The 15,287-nt window shown below is 56.3% G+C and carries 15 protein-coding genes; 6 read left to right on the top strand and 9 right to left on the bottom strand.

The genetic code is table 11. The features are described 5' to 3' along the window. The first annotated feature begins 23 nt into the window (after positions 1–23). Both AAC622_RS11580 and infB read left to right on the top strand, forming a co-directional pair. Positions 24–662, top strand: a complete 639-nt coding sequence (locus tag AAC622_RS11580) for an RNA-binding protein (RefSeq protein WP_317657129.1) — start codon at positions 24–26, stop codon at positions 660–662. Then, a complete protein-coding gene (gene infB / locus AAC622_RS11575; RefSeq protein WP_340262711.1) occupies positions 659–3,148 on the top strand; it encodes a translation initiation factor IF-2 in 2,490 nt (829 codons plus the stop codon). The genes AAC622_RS11580 and infB overlap by 4 nt, the downstream gene beginning before the upstream one ends. Before the next feature lie 47 nt (positions 3,149–3,195). On the opposite strand, the gene tspO is transcribed toward infB, so the two are convergent. From tspO to AAC622_RS11560, 3 genes are read right to left on the bottom strand one after another with little or no spacing between them, the layout of a single operon-like run. After that, positions 3,196–3,666 (bottom strand): tryptophan-rich sensory protein TspO, encoded by a 471-nt coding sequence (tspO, locus tag AAC622_RS11570; protein ID WP_340262709.1) that lies wholly within the window; start codon positions 3,664–3,666, stop codon positions 3,196–3,198. Between the two features lie 18 nt (positions 3,667–3,684). Then, on the bottom strand, positions 3,685–4,707 hold the full coding sequence (crtB, locus tag AAC622_RS11565) for a 15-cis-phytoene synthase (protein WP_340262707.1): 1,023 nt from the start codon (positions 4,705–4,707) through the stop codon (positions 3,685–3,687). Further along, the gene (locus AAC622_RS11560; RefSeq protein ID WP_340262703.1) at positions 4,704–6,293 is read right to left on the bottom strand and encodes a phytoene desaturase; all 1,590 of its coding nucleotides are present in this window, start codon (positions 6,291–6,293) and stop codon (positions 4,704–4,706) included. Before AAC622_RS11560 ends, crtB begins: the two co-directional genes overlap by 4 nt. Positions 6,294–6,463: 170 nt before the next feature. Here AAC622_RS11560 and crtA point away from each other — a divergent pair, with 170 nt between their 5' ends. From crtA to bchO, 4 genes are read left to right on the top strand one after another with little or no spacing between them, the layout of a single operon-like run. After that, positions 6,464–7,186, top strand: a complete 723-nt coding sequence (crtA, locus tag AAC622_RS11555) for a spheroidene monooxygenase (RefSeq protein ID WP_340262702.1) — start codon at positions 6,464–6,466, stop codon at positions 7,184–7,186. Then, complete coding sequence (gene bchI, locus AAC622_RS11550; RefSeq protein WP_340262700.1) at positions 7,183–8,187, top strand: magnesium chelatase ATPase subunit I; 1,005 nt, start codon at positions 7,183–7,185, stop codon at positions 8,185–8,187. The genes crtA and bchI overlap by 4 nt, the downstream gene beginning before the upstream one ends. Then, complete coding sequence (locus AAC622_RS11545; RefSeq protein WP_340262698.1) at positions 8,184–9,893, top strand: magnesium chelatase subunit D; 1,710 nt, start codon at positions 8,184–8,186, stop codon at positions 9,891–9,893. The genes bchI and AAC622_RS11545 overlap by 4 nt, the downstream gene beginning before the upstream one ends. After that, a complete protein-coding gene (gene bchO, locus AAC622_RS11540; RefSeq protein WP_340262696.1) occupies positions 9,890–10,759 on the top strand; it encodes an alpha/beta fold hydrolase BchO in 870 nt (289 codons plus the stop codon). Before AAC622_RS11545 ends, bchO begins: the two co-directional genes overlap by 4 nt. A gap of 52 nt (positions 10,760–10,811) precedes the next feature. Here bchO and AAC622_RS11535 read toward each other — a convergent pair whose 3' ends face one another. The 6 genes from AAC622_RS11535 to puhC form a co-directional block, all read right to left on the bottom strand. Beyond that, positions 10,812–11,255, bottom strand: coding sequence for a c-type cytochrome (locus AAC622_RS11535; protein WP_340262694.1), 444 nt, complete (start codon positions 11,253–11,255; stop codon positions 10,812–10,814). 91 nt (positions 11,256–11,346) lie between these two features. Continuing rightward, the gene (gene hemA, locus AAC622_RS11530; protein ID WP_340262692.1) at positions 11,347–12,558 is read right to left on the bottom strand and encodes a 5-aminolevulinate synthase; all 1,212 of its coding nucleotides are present in this window, start codon (positions 12,556–12,558) and stop codon (positions 11,347–11,349) included. Further along, entirely contained in the window at positions 12,555–13,394 is an 840-nt protein-coding gene (gene puhE / locus AAC622_RS11525; RefSeq protein WP_340262690.1) for a putative photosynthetic complex assembly protein PuhE, read from the bottom strand. The genes hemA and puhE overlap by 4 nt, the downstream gene beginning before the upstream one ends. Further along, the gene (acsF, locus tag AAC622_RS11520) at positions 13,391–14,509 is read right to left on the bottom strand and encodes a magnesium-protoporphyrin IX monomethyl ester (oxidative) cyclase (protein WP_340262687.1); all 1,119 of its coding nucleotides are present in this window, start codon (positions 14,507–14,509) and stop codon (positions 13,391–13,393) included. Before acsF ends, puhE begins: the two co-directional genes overlap by 4 nt. Beyond that, positions 14,506–14,802, bottom strand: coding sequence for a hypothetical protein (locus AAC622_RS11515; RefSeq protein WP_317657116.1), 297 nt, complete (start codon positions 14,800–14,802; stop codon positions 14,506–14,508). Before AAC622_RS11515 ends, acsF begins: the two co-directional genes overlap by 4 nt. A 3-nt stretch (positions 14,803–14,805) precedes the next feature. Then, positions 14,806–15,279 carry a photosynthetic complex assembly protein PuhC gene (gene puhC / locus AAC622_RS11510; protein WP_340243912.1) on the bottom strand — a complete coding sequence of 158 codons (474 nt, stop codon included), beginning with the start codon at positions 15,277–15,279 and terminating at the stop codon, positions 14,806–14,808. Positions 15,280–15,287: the final 8 nt, after the last annotated feature.

Below are 15,287 nucleotides of genomic sequence, written 5' to 3'. Positions count from 1 at the left end.
GCCCGATTTCAGGAGCCAAAACCATGTCCCGTGGCGGTGCCACCAAAACCAAAGACACGTCCGAGCGGCGCTGTATCGCAACAGGCGACACAGCGCCAAAGGCGGGGCTGTTGCGTTTTGTGGTCAGCCCTGAGAATGTGGTGACGCCCGATATCCTAGAACGCCTACCAGGCCGAGGCATATGGTGCAGCGCTGATCGCGCGGCGGTGGAATTGGCGGTCAAGAAAAACCTCTTCTCCCGCTCAGCCAAAGCGCAGGTGACTGTGCCAGATGATTTGGTGGGCACGCTTGAAACCCTGCTTGCGCGGCGCATTGGCGATTTGATTGCCTTGGCGCGGAAATCTGGCGATGCCGTTGCAGGGTTCGAAAAGGTCAAAGATTGGCTTGCCACGCGCCCTGTGCGGGTGCTGCTGCAAGCTTCGGACGGGTCTGAACGAGGCAAGTCCAAGCTTTGGACGCCTGAGGGCGCGCGTTACTTCGATTGCCTGACCGCTTTTGAATTAGGTTTGGCATTCGGGCGAGAAACTGTGATACATGGCGCGCTGGCGACTGGCGGACTCGGCGATCGTGTTGTAGAGGAAGCAGCAAAGCTGCAAGGGCTGAGGCCCAAAACCAGCTTGAACAACGGCAAGACCGTTGGGAAGGACAAGAAAGACGCATGAGCGATCAAGACGGAAAAAAACCACTCGGACTATCTGGCGGCGCCCGCAGCGGACGCGTGAACCAGAGCTTTTCGCGTGGACGCACGAAAACGGTTGTTGTGGAGACCAAGCGCAAGCGCGTGATGGTTCCCAAATCGGGTGCAGGCGGCAAAGACGATGGCACGGGTGATATGGAGGGGGGCAACGCTTCCGCCAATCCAGAACTCGAACGCCGTATGAAGGCCGTAATGGCCGCCAAGGCCCGTGAGGCCGACGAAGAAGAACAGCGCCAGCGCGAAGAGCAAGAACGCGAAGAAGAGCGTCTACGCCGCCGCGCCGAGGCCGAAGCCCGCGAACGCGAGGAGCGTGAACGCGAAGAGGCCATCCGCGCCAAAGAAGAAGAAGAGCGCCGCCGCCTTGAGGAATCAAAGGCCGCAAAGTCCCGTAAAGCGGACAGTGCCCCTGTGGTGACATCCCCCGCAGATCTGCCTGATCCTGCGGTCGCGGCTGCCCGCGCGAAATCAGCCGCAGCGCCTGCGCGCCGCGATACGGATCGGGACGATAAGCGCGAGCGCGTCTCGAAGGGTGATCGCGCCAATGATGGCCGCCGTTCTGGCAAGCTGAGCGTCAATCAGGTTTTCTCTGATGGCGAAGGCGGGCGTCAGCGCAGCCTTGCTGCCATGAAACGCAAGCAGGAGCGTCAGCGCCAAAAGGCGATGGCGTCCCAAGGTGACCGCGAAAAAATCGTTCGCGATGTGCAAATTCCAGAAACCATCGTGGTTTCCGAATTGGCCAACCGCATGGCCGAGCGCGTGGCCGATGTGGTTAAATCGCTGATGCAAATGGGCATGATGGTCACGCAGAACCAATCCATCGATGCCGATACGGCGGAATTGATCGTCAGCGAATTCGGTCACCGTGTGCAGCGTGTATCTGACGCGGATGTGGAAGATGTGATCAAGGTCGAAGAGGACAGCCCAACCGAGCTGCAACCACGGCCACCCGTCATCACCATCATGGGCCATGTTGACCACGGCAAGACCTCGTTGCTTGACCGCATTCGCAAGGCAAATGTCGTCTCTGGCGAAGCAGGCGGGATCACGCAGCATATCGGGGCCTATCAGGTGCGCACCGAAAGCGGCGCGCTTTTGACCTTCCTTGATACGCCGGGTCACGCGGCCTTTACCTCCATGCGGGCGCGTGGGGCGAATGTCACGGATATCGTGGTGCTTGTGGTTGCCGCCGATGACGCGGTGATGCCGCAGACCATCGAAGCGATTAACCACGCCAAGGCGGCCAAAGTGCCGATGATCGTGGCGATTAACAAAATCGACAAACCCGCTGCCAATCCTGACAAAGTGCGCACCGATTTGCTTCAACATGAGGTGATCGTTGAGAAGATGTCAGGTGAGGTGCAGGATGTCGAAGTTTCCGCCGCCACTGGCCAAGGTTTGGATCAATTGCTTGAATCCATCGCACTTCAGGCCGAATTGCTTGACCTGAAGGCGAACCCTGACCGCGCAGCCGAAGGGGCCGTCATCGAGGCGCAGTTGGATGTGGGCCGTGGCCCTGTTGCGACTGTTCTGGTGCAACGCGGCACGCTGAAACAAGGCGATATCTTCGTTGTGGGCGAGCAATGGGGTAAAGTCCGCGCGCTGATCAACGATCAGGGCGAGCGCGTTAAAGAAGCGGGGCCATCCGTTCCTGTTGAGGTTCTGGGCCTGAACGGCGCACCCGAAGCGGGTGACGTTTTGAACGTGGTGCAAACCGAAGCACAAGCCCGCGAGATTGCGGATTACCGCATCCAAGTTGCCAAAGACAAACGCGCCGCAGCAGGTGCTGCAACAACCTTGGATCAGCTTTTGGCGAAGGCCAAGGCGGATGAAAACGTCAAAGAATTGCCCATCGTGGTCAAAGCTGACGTTCAAGGTTCGGCCGAAGCCATCGTTCAGGCGATGGAAAAAATCGGCAATGACGAAGTGCGCGTGCGCGTTCTGCATTACGGGGTGGGCGCGATCACAGAATCCGATATCGGCTTGGCCGAGGCTTCGGGTGCGCCTGTCATGGGCTTTAACGTCCGTGCTAATGCCCCTGCGCGCAATTCCGCCAACCAAAAGGGAGTGGAAATCCGCTATTACAGCGTGATCTATGACCTTGTGGATGATGTGAAGGCGGCAGCCTCAGGTCTGCTTGGTGCTGAAATTCGTGAAAACTTCATCGGCTATGCCCAGATCAAAGAGGTGTTCCGCGTCTCTGGTGTTGGCTCGGTTGCGGGCTGTCTGGTCACCGAAGGTGTCGCGCGCCGCTCGGCGGGTGTGCGCCTGTTGCGCGATGATGTCGTGATCCATGAAGGCACGCTGAAAACGCTGAAGCGCTTCAAAGACGAAGTCAAAGAAGTGCAATCGGGTCAGGAATGCGGCATGGCCTTTGAGAATTACGATGACATCCGCAAAGGCGATGTAATCGAGATTTTCGAACGCGAAGAAGTCGAGCGTAAGCTCAGCTAAGCTGTTAGGAACATGACAAAAAAGCGCGCCCCGCGGGGCGCGTTTTTTTATGCCGATCCTTTGGCAACCTCAGGGTTCAACCGCCAAACCTCAAAATTCAAAGCGCCTGCAATAGTGACCCAAAGCAGATAGGGTGCAATCAATACGCCCGCGACCGGATCAAGCGCCCAGAAACTCAGCATTGTGCCGCAAACCGCAACCCACAGCGCGCCGAGGATGACCATGCCCGCACGAATGCGGCGCAAACCAAAGAAAACGGGGCTCCATAGCGTGTTCAGCGCGATTTGCAGCGCCCAAAACCCCATCGCATGGCCATTCTCCGCCACCAATGCCACGCGCGCCGCTGCATAGGCGGAGGCGATATAAAGCACTGTCCAAGCAATGGGAAAGAGCCAATTCGGCGGCGTGAAAAATGGCTTTCGCAAATCCCGATACCAGGCGCCTGGGGGAAACATCGACCCCGTGACCGCAGCAGCAGCGCAGGCGGCAAAAAATAATATGAAAACAGACCAATCCATGACGGGTCAGTTAGCGCGTTATGGGTTCGGTTCCAGTATGCGCCCGCGATCTTGCGCCTCTAATTGCGTCAGAACGGATATGACCTGATCACTCCATCCTGTGCGATCTGGTTGCCGCTTGGCAGCGGCATCGACCAAAAATCGGGTTTCTTCCAAAGGGGGAGCATAAAGCATCGGGCTGCGCGGCGCCAAAGTGATGATTGCGGCCTGAATCGCAGAATAGCTGAGAAACCCAAGTTTTTGTCGCGCCGTTGTGAAAGCGCGTTGCGTGACACCATCATACCCGCGCCGCGCCACAGCACCGCCAATCGCATCATAGCAGTGCCGCGCCGCCAAAATCCCCGCACGGCTGATCAAGGGCAGTTGGGACACACCCGCCTCGGAGCGTTCATAAAGCCTGCGCGCCTCAGCCAAGAGCCTGCGATTGATCCGCCGAAGGGCAGGCGAAATACGCGGATCGGAGAGAAAGCGATCAAGGTTAACACCTTCTTCCTTAAGCCAATCTAGGGGCAAATAAACGCGCCCCGCGCGGGCATCTTCGCCCACATCGCGGGCGATATTTGTTAATTGCATGGCGACGCCCAAATCACAGGCGCGCGCCAATGCATCGCCCGAACGCACCCCCATCAATACGCACATCATCGCCCCGACAGCCGAGGCAACCCGTGCCGAGTAACCACGCAAATCTGACAGCGTGTCATAGCGCCGCTCGGTTGCATCCCATGCGAGGCCCTCAAGCAGGGCTTCGGGCAAGGCGCGGGGCATTTCGAAATCCTGCACCACCGCAGCAAAGGCACGATCAGCGGGACAGTCGACAGGCCGCCCACGATAGATACGATCCAACCGATTACTAAGATCAAGAACGGCATGTGCCTTGTTCTGACTGAAATCCACTGCATCATCGGAAATGCGACAGAAAGCATAAAGTGCCAGCGCAGGATCGCGCACAGTGCGCGGCAAGATGCGCGATGCAATATCGAAGGAATGTGACCCTTCGGCAATTGCCTCGCGGCAATAGGCAAGATCCTGATCGTCAATCATTCTGCGGCCATCTTTATCTCATGGCCAGATGAGACGGAGACCGCATCTGGAACCAGTTTTGCCAACACTTCAGCCGATGAAATGACCCCAGGCAAACCCGCCCCAGGATGCGTGCCTGCCCCAACGAGATAGAGACCCTCCGCCTCCTCCGACACGTTATGGGGACGAAAATAGGCGCTTTGCAGGATACGCGGCTCGATTGAGAAGCCAGACCCGTTGGGGGAAAGATAGCGACTTTCAAAATCTGCGGGGGTCAGCACCTCGGAGGCGGAAAGATGCGCGCCCAAATCAGGCAAAAGTTGATCTTCCAAAACCTGCTGCACCTTTTGGCGATAGGCTTCGCCCATCTTGGCCCAATCCACAGGATCATCAAACCCCAGATGCGGCACAGGTGAAAGGGCGTAGAACGTATCATCCCCCTCTGGCGCGCAGCTTGGGTCAGTCACCGAGGGGCGATGAACATAAAGGCTCATATCTTCGCTAAGTTTGCCTTTGATAAAGATATCTTTGACCAACCCACGATACCGCGGGCCGTTGAGGATCGTATGATGACCCACATCCGCCCATTTGTTGCACGTGCCGCGTGTTCCGAAATACCACACAAAAAGACCCATCGACCAACGCGCGCGGGTTAATTTTCCATCCGTCCAACGGCGGCGGGGGCGATTGCGCATCAAATGCTTGTAGGTATGGCCCGCATCCGCGTTTGAGACGACAATATCCGCCGCAACAGTCTCGCCCGTGGCAAGGCGCACACCAGTGGCGCGGTTATCGTGAAAGGTGATTTCATCCACAACGTGATGAAAGCGAAGCGCGCCGCCTTGATCCTGAACAACGCGGGCCATGGCCTTGGCAATCGCAGCGACACCGCCCATCGCATAATGGACACCGAATTCCTTTTCGAGATGGCTGACCAAGATATACATCGAGGTCACGTTAAACGGATCCCCCCCAATAAAGAGCGGATGGAAGCTAAACGCCATCCGCAGTCGTTCATCCTTAAACCGCTTTGCCGCATGCGCATAAACCGAGCGATCCGCGCGCAGCATGCCGAATTTTGGCAAAACCTTGATCAAATCCCACAGCTTGTGCATGGAACGGCGGCCAAGATCTTCGAACCCAAACCAATAGCGCGCGGCGCTGTCTTGCAAGAACCGCTCATAGCCCTTGGCATCTTGCGGCGAGAGGCGCGCCACTTCGGCGCGCATCGCATCGGTGTTTTGGCTGGCGGTAAAATGTGACCCATCTGGCCAACGGATTTCGTAAAATGGCTCAATCGGGCGCAGATCAACATCCTGATCGAAATCGCGCCCGCAGGCCGCCCATAATTCCCGAAACACTTGCGGCACTGTGACAATGGTCGGGCCGAGGTCAAAGCGATGCCCGTTCTGGTAGAGCGCAGAACCACGCCCCCCCGCCATATCCAATTTATCAATGACCGTGACGCGATAGCCCTTCGCCCCCAACCGCATAGCCGAGGCCAATCCACCCAACCCCGCACCAATCACAATCGCATGGGGGCGAGCATCACCCGCATTTGGGGCAAAGCCTGATTGAGGATCGCTATGCACTCGGTGGTCATCCATCATAGGCACCATCGTAAACTGTCTAGTTTAATTTACAATACGAATTCAAAGCTAAAGCTGATCACGAATATAAGCACCCAATAAAATAAAAGAAACCATTGAAATATATTGTTCTCTTTCCTTTATTAGCTAAATCTGTCACTATTAGTTGACAGATAAAAAGATCGACCATGCAATCTGTAACGCTAAGCTTATTTCGATTTGGAACCGTCTCCGCACGGATGTGGGCCTTTGCCCAAATGGCAACGGCACGATTCGCCTTGCGCCGTGAGGCAGGGATCGGCTTTTTCAAATTGCTTGGCTCAGGCACGGGTGAGGGATTTACGCCCATTCCGAATGTTTCGGTTTATGCCATTCTTGCCACTTGGCCCGACCATGTGACCGCACAATCTCAGATTGCAAAAAGTCCAACCTTCCGCCGCTATCGCGCACATGCAGTCGAAGATTGCACCCTGTATCTCACCCCCAGCACAGCGCGGGGGGAATGGGATGGGCAAGCGCCGTTTGTGACCGATGCTGAGCCAACAAACGGCCCGATTGCGGCGTTGACCCGCGCCACATTAAAGCCCCTAAATGCGCTGCGCTTTTGGCGGCGCGTCCCCGATATTTCGCAGGTCATTGGCGATGATCCTAACGTTCTGTTCAAGATCGGCGTTGGCGAAGTGCCTCTCCTGCATCAGGTCACGTTTTCAATTTGGCCAGACACGCAAACCATGGCGCGTTTTGCACGCCATGACGGCCCGCATGCCCGCGCCATAAAAGCCGTGCGCGATGGCGCATGGTTCAAAGAAGAACTCTACGCCCGCTTTGCCCTAAAAAATATCGAAGGCACGTGGGAGGGCGGCTGTCCCCTGCAATCCCGTATCCCGACCTATGAAAGGCCCATTATATGAGCCACGCTTTTCCTTTTTCTGCCATCGTAGGCCAAGATACGATGAAACAAGCCATGCTTTTGACCGCTATTGATGCGGGTATTGGCGGCGTTTTGGTTTTCGGGGATCGCGGCACGGGGAAATCAACCGCTGTGCGGGGCTTGGCCGCTTTGCTGCCTCCGATTGCGGCGATAAAGGGGTGCCCTGTGAATTCTGCCAGTGAGGCTGACATACCTGATTGGGCCAATGTTGCGGATCGCGAGGTGGTCGAAAAACCCACACCCGTGGTCGACCTGCCGCTTGGCGCAACAGAGGATCGTGTGGTCGGGGCCTTGGATATCGAAAAGGCGCTCGCGAAAGGTGAAAAGGCCTTTGAAGCAGGGCTTCTTGCACGGGCCAATCGCGGCTATCTCTATATTGACGAGGTCAACCTGCTCGAAGATCACTTGGTCGATCTTTTGTTGGATGTGGCGCAGTCTGGCGAAAATCTGGTCGAGCGAGAGGGCCTCTCAATCCGCCACCCTGCCCGATTTGTTTTGGTGGGTTCGGGCAACCCAGAAGAAGGTGAATTGCGGCCCCAACTTTTGGATCGTTTCGGCCTTTCAGTCGAAGTGAAAAGCCCAAAGGATATCGACACACGCATTGAGGTCATCAAGCGCCGCGATGCCTTTGATCAAGATCGTGCAAAATTTGTGAAATCATGGGCGAAATCGGATGAGACTATCCGCAAATCCATCATTGCCGCGCGCAAACGCGTGTCAAAAATCCGCACAAGTGATGAGATCTTGAAGGATTGCGCCGCCCTGTGCCTTGAACTTGGGTCAGACGGGTTGCGCGGCGAATTAACCCTGTTGCGCGCCGCCCGCGCGCAAGCCGCGTTCGAGGGCTCCTCCGAAATCACACGCGCCCATTTGCGGGCTGTTGCACCCATGGCGCTGTCCCACCGCTTGCGCCGCGACCCGCTCGATGAGGCAGGCTCAACCACACGCGTGATGCGCACAGTCGAGGCTGTGCTGCCATGACAACAGCACAGGACAGATGGGCCAGTTTCAATCTGGCCATCGCCCTGTTTGCGATTGACCCCGCACCCCTTGGGGGTATTTGGCTTCGGGCCCGCGTTGGCCCCGTTCGGGATCGGATTATTCAGGCTCTAAACACCGCGTTAGAAACTGATTTTTTTTCGCGCCTTCACCCAAATATCAGTGATGAGGCCCTGTTTGGGGGGTTAGACCTAAGCGCAACCTTGGCAACTGGGCGCCCTATTCAAACAGAGGGACTTCTCAACAAGGGCGGCACAGTAATCCTAACAATGGCCGAACGTGCCGAATCCGCGCTTTTGGCACGATTGGCGGGAGCGTTGGATGCTGAGACGGGCTTGTCGATTATTGCCCTAGATGAAGCCACCGAAGAAGGCGAAGGGTTGAGGCATAGCCTCAGTGATCGCCTCGGACTGCATCTGCAGCTTGATGCCATTCCACAATCGGCGGCGCAGGAAATGGAATTTGACGGCACAGCTTTGGCCGAGGCGCGTGCGCGCTTACCCCATGTGCGACATGCGCCTGACGATTATCGTGATCTCTGCTTGGTGGCTGAGGCGCTTGGCGTCACATCTTTGCGCGCCGTTCAGCACGCACTGCGCCTTGCCCGCCATTCGGCGGCCTTGATCGGGTCGGATCAGGTCGAACAGGCGGATTTGCAACTGGCTTTGGAATTGGCCCTTGCCCCACGCGCCACGCAAATCCCCGAAACGGCCCCACCTGAACAATCGCCTCCCCCACAACCACAAGAACCCGAGGCGCAACAAAGCCCATCTGACCCCGAAGATCGGCAAAAGGAGGAAGAGGATCTTCCCCCCTTTGAGGCGTTGATCGAGGCGGCAAAGGCCATGCTTCCGCCCGACCTCTTGGCACGATTGGCAGCACAGCGCGCCGCACGGCAAAGCAAAGGCAGCGCAGGAACGGGCAACCGCAAGAAGGGCAATCACCGTGGCCGTCCCGTTGCCTCGCGCAGTGGCGAATTGGGGGGCGGCGCGCGGATTGATTTAATGGCAACCTTGCGCTCCGCTGCCCCATGGCAAGGGCTGCGCGCCCAGACGACAGCGCCCAAGCCGCGCGGCCTGCATATCCGCAAAAGTGACATCCGCGTAAAGCAGTTTGCACAAAGCTCTGACAGGGTGATTATCTTTGTGGTGGATGCGTCTGGCTCTAGCGCGATGTCCCGCATGGCCGAGGCCAAGGGGGCGATTGAGTTGATGTTGGCAGAGGCCTATGCGCGGCGCGATCATGTGGCCTTGGTTGCGTTTCGCGGCGCAGGCGCGGATATTTTGCTAAACCCCACGCGATCCCTCGTGCAGACCAAACGCCGCTTGCAAGACCTACCAGGTGGGGGCGGCACACCGCTTGCCGCAGGGCTGAAATCGGCCCTTGATCTGGCGGTTCTCACAAGTGGAAAGGGAATGACGCCGTCCATTGCGGTTCTGACGGATGGGCGCGCGAATGTCAGTCTTGATGGCAGCGCAAATCGCGCGCAGGCGGGTGAAGATGCAAACAGTATGGCAAAGGCCCTGCGCGGTCGCGGTGTTCCCGCGATTGTCATCGACACGGGGCAACGCCCAACGCGAGGGCTGGATGATCTGGCCAAGGTGATGGGCGCGGCCTATGTGCCGCTTCCGCGCGCAGATGCCAAATCCCTCAGCGCCGCTGTCGAGGCGGCACTGCCAAGCGCATGAGCGGGCTTGCGGATATTCCAAGCAACTGGCCATGGCGCGCCCATAGCCAAATCATCGCGTCACATCCGCATCGGTGGCATGTGCAGATTATGGGCACAGGCCCTGATCTGGTTTTGATCCATGGTGCAGGCGCATCTACGCATTCTTGGCGGGCCATGATGCCACTTTTGGCACAAACTCATCGCGTCATTGCGTTTGATCTGCCAGGTCAGGGCTTTAGCCGTTCTGGCACCCGCAGTCGGTCATCCCTGTCCTTGATGACGCAAGACGTTTTGCGGCTTTTGCAGGGCCAAGACATCACGCCTGAGGTGATTATTGGCCATTCTGCGGGGGCCGCGATTTCCTTGCAACTGATGCTGCTTGCGCCTGATACTGCACAAGGGGTCGTGGCGATCAACGGGGCGCTTGAGAATTTCTCTGGTGCTGCGGGTTGGCTCTTTCCGATCATGGCAAAAATGATGGCGATGAACCCGCTTACGGGGCTTTTCTTAGGCTCGGGGATGAGTGACCGCAGGCTGATTGCCATTTTGCAAACAACAGGCTCAGAACCTGACGCCGAAACCTTGGGCCATTATCACAAATTGATGCGCAGGCGCGCGCATATCGAGGCAACTTTAGCAATGATGGCGCAGTGGGATTTAGAGGCGCTGCACCGCAGCCTTCCCCAGATCACTGCGCCAATCCTGTTCTTGCATGGCGCTAAGGATCAAGCAGTTGCACTAGAGGTCGCCAAGCGCGCCCAAGGGATGGTGCCGCAGGGCACCATGAAGGTGATTTCGGATGCAGGGCATCTTTTGCCTGAATCACATCCCGCTGAGGCGGTTGCTGCGATCACCGACTTCGTGCAATCGCTTCGCAAAAAATGAAAAAGGGCAGATCAATATCTGCCCTTTTCAATGCCGTCACAAAACCATGCGGTTACTGCGCCGCAAGGCTTGCGAGATATGCATAGACGTTTTTCGCGTCTTCTTCACCACGGACACGGAACGCCATAGCGCTGCGTGCGCGGTTGTCACCGGTTGCTTCTTTCAAAAATGCGGTCGGGTCTTGCACATAGGCCACAAACGCCTCTTCCGTCCAAACAACCCCTGCTTCACCTGCTGCGGTGATAGATGGAGAATAACGGAAATCTTCGACCGAACCCGCAGGACGACCTGCAACGCCGTAAAGATTTGGGCCTGTGCGGCCATTGCGGCCTGCCAGAGTTTCACCTGCATCGTTTGCCACCACGTGGCAAGCGACACATTGATTGAAGACACGCTCACCTGCAGCCGCATCACCCGATGCGCCATGGCCATCCGCGAAGGCGGACGTTGCAGCGCATAGTCCTGCGACTGCTGCGATGATTGCAGATTTTTTCATGGTTCTCTCTCCCTCGGTTAACGGTAACCGCTCAGCAACCTAGCCCTTTTTCAAGCCGCTCCAAGGGCAATTTACAGAAAACTTGTCACATCTACGCGACTGCATGCGAAACAGCGCATTGTTTCCAGAGTGTTTTCAGGGCCAAAACGAGATATTCGATGTCCTCATCCGTGTGCAATGGGCCAGGGGTAAAGCGCAGGCGCTCGGTGCCTTTGGGAACTGTGGGGTAATTGATCGGCTGCACATAAATGCCGAATTGTTCCATCAAAATATCCGACAGCATTTTGCATTTCACGGGATCTTTCACCATCACAGGGATGATGTGGCTGGCATTGTTGACATGCGGAATGCCTTCGGCATCAAGGCGGGCGCGCAAACGGACAACTTGGCGTTGCTGCATGTCGCGCTCATAGCTTGAGTTTTTCAGATGATGAATCGAGGCGCGCGCAGCCGCCGCAACGGCAGGGGGCAGCGCCGTTGTAAAGATAAACCCGCTGGCAAAGCTGCGTATGAAATCCACCAAAGCATGGCTGCCCGTGATATAGCCACCGACCACACCATAGGCCTTGCCAAGCGTGCCTTCGATCAGGGTGATACGATCCATCAACCCTTCGCGTTCGGCCACACCGCCGCCGCGCGGGCCATACATGCCGACCGCGTGAACCTCGTCAATATAGGTCATCGCGCCATGCTTTTCCGCCACTTCAACGATCTCGCGGATCGGCGCAATGTCGCCATCCATCGAATAGACCGACTCAAACGCGACAATCTTGGTCGCATTGGCAGGCAATTCTGCCAATTGCCGATCCAAATCGGCGACATCGTTGTGCTTCCAAACCCGCTTTTCGCATCGTGCATGACGGATGCCCTCAATCATCGAGGCGTGATTCAACGCATCCGACAAAATCACCGCATTCGGAAGACGGCTGCCCAAAGTCGACAAGGCGGCCCAATTTGAAACATATCCCGAAGTGAACAGAAGGGCCGCTTCCTTGCCGTGCAGGTCAGCCAATTCCGCCTCGAGCAATTTGTGGTGATAGGCATTGCCCGAGATATTGCGCGTGCCGCCTGCACCTGTGCCGCAGGCCTCGACTGTGTCGATCATTGCCTTAATCACATCAGGGTGCTGGCCCATGCCCAAATAGTCATTCGAGCACCAAACAGTGACTTCTTCTTGACCTTCGCCGTGATTTTGGACGCGGGGGAAATCTCCACATTTGCGCTGCAATTCTGCGAAGACGCGATAATTGCCCTCTTGTTTCAGGGTGTCCAACTGGCTCTGAAAGAGTTTGTCAAAATTCATCGCACGTCCTCATTTTGCAAAATGGCGATCTGGGGGCCGTCTTGGCCATTGCTTTGGCGAGACGGAAGCATCCACCGCCACAGCCGTTCATCAGGAAGGGGCAGAACCATGAACCAATGCTCTAACAAAGCGAGCACGGTCAGGGCTGCCAATAAAGCGAAACCAATCTCTTGCGACATGGTTTGCGCGCTCCAAATCCGCTCCGTCCAACAGGCAGCGGCAAAGCTGAGGCCCGTGATCGAGAGCGGAAACAGCCAATTCATCCGCGCGGTGCGAAAGTGACTTGGCAAATGGTTCAAGGGTTCGGGAATGAATTCCACATTGATTTTTCGTACCCCAAGATAAAGGTTCAGCTTGGCGCTGATCCGCGCGAAAAACAGAATTGCGAATGTCCACATCCCAAAGGGGTTCACGGCGTCCAGACTAAACAGGATCATCGTCACCATCATGAACACCAACAGAAGCTCATGATAGGCAATGGTGCCCCATGCGCGGATAAAGCGTTCCCATTCAGGAACCCCATCCCTCAGGCGGTTGCGATTGGGGCCCGTGATTACACCCGTCAAAAAGGCAAGCTCGATCCACCCCCAAAGCGCGATGGCAGATAAAAACGCTACATAAACCCCGGCTAGGCTCTCGTCATAGCGGGATTCCAAGAACCCAACCGCCCCCAAGATCAAAAAGGGCAGGTTCATCAAAACGGCCCAAATTCGGGCCTGACGGCCTGCCTGATCTGCGCGCCGCACAACCAAAAGGATTGCCCCTGTGGAAAACCACCACAGGAACAAGGCGACCAAGGCCGCCACCCAAGGATTATGCAGCGCAGCCGCGTTCAATAGACAGGCTCCATCCGCGTGCTGACAGGCACGGCATGAGATTTCGTAGGGATCGTGAACAGGTTCACAAAGGCCAGACCCGCACGAATGCTGGCGCCAATTCGCTTGAAGAATTTGCCATGCGCCTTGGCATCGGCCAAATCCGCATTGGCGGCTTGCAACGCCGTTAGACCTTTCTGCCAACGGGGATGATCAATGTCCAAAGTGATTGGGAAAATCTGCTTTGAGATGTCACTAGTCTTGCGGAACACTTCGTGGCCATACCAATCGGTATCTACACCCAAAGCCTCGTGAAAGGCGGGGCGTTGGTGGTCGCGCACATACATCGTTGCGAAAACGGCGGTGAGGAAGAATTTGATCCACAAGACATTCACGCCGCGCGTCAGCTTGGGATCAGTTTTCATCAACAGCGCGAATGCCTCGCCATGGCTAAACTCATCATTGCACCATTCCTTGAACCATTTGAAAATCGGATGGAACCGATGTTCAGGATGCTCCTCAAGATGGCGGAAGATGGTGATATAGCGCGCATAGCCGATCTTTTCGGACAGATATGTGGCGTAATAAATGAATTTCGGCTGGAAATAGGTGTATTTCTTGGCTTGCGTCAGAAAGCCCAAATTCACCGCAATCCCAGCTTCCCGCAGCGCGTCATTGATAAAACCTGCATGGCGGGCTTCATCACGGGCCATCAACTGGAACAATGTGGTGATGTCCTCATTGCTGCCGCGCCGTTTCATTTCTTTGTAGAGAACACAGCCCGAGAATTCGGCCGTGCAGGAGGAAACAAGGAAATCAATGAATTCCTTTTTCAGCTTTGGCTCCATCCCATCCCAATCGATGTGATCCCAATCTTCGTTTTTCTTGAAATGGCCCTTATTGGGGTCGGATTTCATTTGATCAATCAGCTGATCCCAATCGCTGCGGACTGATGAAACATCAATCGCATCCAATTCGTCAAAATTGGTCGTGTAAAACCGCGGGGTCAAAAGCGTGTTTTGCATCGCAAGCGCGGTTGCGCTTTCACTGTCAACCACCGCTTGTTCGTAATTGCGTGCCGCCAAAGCGTCTTCAACGGTGGTCGCATCTGCGGAATGTTTTACTTGGACATTCATAGCGAAACCTCCTCTGAGAAACTAAATTCGCACAGTTCCATGAACTCGAAATCACCTGTCATTTTTGTCCAAAGCTGTTCGATTTTGCTGGCGCGGGTGATCGTGGCGGTGCGGGTTTCACACACCACTTCGCCATAAGGCGCCATTACCGGCGCGCCATGCACCAATACCTCGTCACCTGGATTAATGGTTGCGCCGTTCAAGAATTTCACATGCGCGTGCAGGCTTTCGAATTTGTGGCTCACCTCAACCTCGCAAGGGGCCGTTTCGGTCGTTCTGGTCATCCATCCCATGGGTCATTCCTCCATGATGCGGGCAAAAACCCGCTCGTTATCCGCGCCAAAGCCATAAAGCTCGGTGCGGAAATCCGTCAGATCATCGCGTAGGGCGAGGCGGCCATCGGCCATCCGAACCAAACGGATTGGATCGCTGCCAGATGCGCCAACAGCGCCGCGGCGGCGTTCAAGCACGCGATAAATCCCCGCGACAAAGCCACCTTCCTCTTTGCTCAAGGTGACAATCACATTGCCTTCGGTATCCATCACGCGTGCTGATCCATCCATAGAGCCGAAAATCTGGATCAACCGCTCCTCCACAACGGGCAGTTCATCCGCGGATGGGGGCATTGCCGCGAGCGGGCGATCCGTCAGCTTGGCATAGGTCACGATGACAAGAACGCTCATGCACAGCACAAACATTGCGCGCACCAGAACCTTGGGCACCATTTCGCGGTCACGTTCGACCAGTTTATCTTCAGGGCTCATTGCCATAATCAAAT

This window comes from Roseobacter sp. HKCCA0882, from assembly GCF_037805225.1.
Classification (GTDB): domain Bacteria; phylum Pseudomonadota; class Alphaproteobacteria; order Rhodobacterales; family Rhodobacteraceae; genus M30B80.
Note: the sequence above shows the minus strand (reverse complement) of the source record. Positions and strands in the feature narration are given on the sequence as shown.

What these genes read in the sequence shown, in the direction of transcription:
- AAC622_RS11580 (WP_317657129.1), top strand. Translation starts at nt 24, where the DNA reads ATGTCCCGTGGCGGTGCCACCAAAACCAAAGACACGTCCGAGCGGCGC.
- infB (WP_340262711.1), top strand. Translation starts at nt 659, where the DNA reads ATGAGCGATCAAGACGGAAAAAAACCACTCGGACTATCTGGCGGCGCC.
- tspO (WP_340262709.1), bottom strand. Translation starts at nt 3,666, where the DNA reads ATGGATTGGTCTGTTTTCATATTATTTTTTGCCGCCTGCGCTGCTGCT.
- crtB (WP_340262707.1), bottom strand. Translation starts at nt 4,707, where the DNA reads ATGATTGACGATCAGGATCTTGCCTATTGCCGCGAGGCAATTGCCGAA.
- AAC622_RS11560 (WP_340262703.1), bottom strand. Translation starts at nt 6,293, where the DNA reads ATGGATGACCACCGAGTGCATAGCGATCCTCAATCAGGCTTTGCCCCA.
- crtA (WP_340262702.1), top strand. Translation starts at nt 6,464, where the DNA reads ATGCAATCTGTAACGCTAAGCTTATTTCGATTTGGAACCGTCTCCGCA.
- bchI (WP_340262700.1), top strand. Translation starts at nt 7,183, where the DNA reads ATGAGCCACGCTTTTCCTTTTTCTGCCATCGTAGGCCAAGATACGATG.
- AAC622_RS11545 (WP_340262698.1), top strand. Translation starts at nt 8,184, where the DNA reads ATGACAACAGCACAGGACAGATGGGCCAGTTTCAATCTGGCCATCGCC.
- bchO (WP_340262696.1), top strand. Translation starts at nt 9,890, where the DNA reads ATGAGCGGGCTTGCGGATATTCCAAGCAACTGGCCATGGCGCGCCCAT.
- AAC622_RS11535 (WP_340262694.1), bottom strand. Translation starts at nt 11,255, where the DNA reads ATGAAAAAATCTGCAATCATCGCAGCAGTCGCAGGACTATGCGCTGCA.
- hemA (WP_340262692.1), bottom strand. Translation starts at nt 12,558, where the DNA reads ATGAATTTTGACAAACTCTTTCAGAGCCAGTTGGACACCCTGAAACAA.
- acsF (WP_340262687.1), bottom strand. Translation starts at nt 14,509, where the DNA reads ATGAATGTCCAAGTAAAACATTCCGCAGATGCGACCACCGTTGAAGAC.
- AAC622_RS11515 (WP_317657116.1), bottom strand. Translation starts at nt 14,802, where the DNA reads ATGGGATGGATGACCAGAACGACCGAAACGGCCCCTTGCGAGGTTGAG.
- puhC (WP_340243912.1), bottom strand. Translation starts at nt 15,279, where the DNA reads ATGGCAATGAGCCCTGAAGATAAACTGGTCGAACGTGACCGCGAAATG.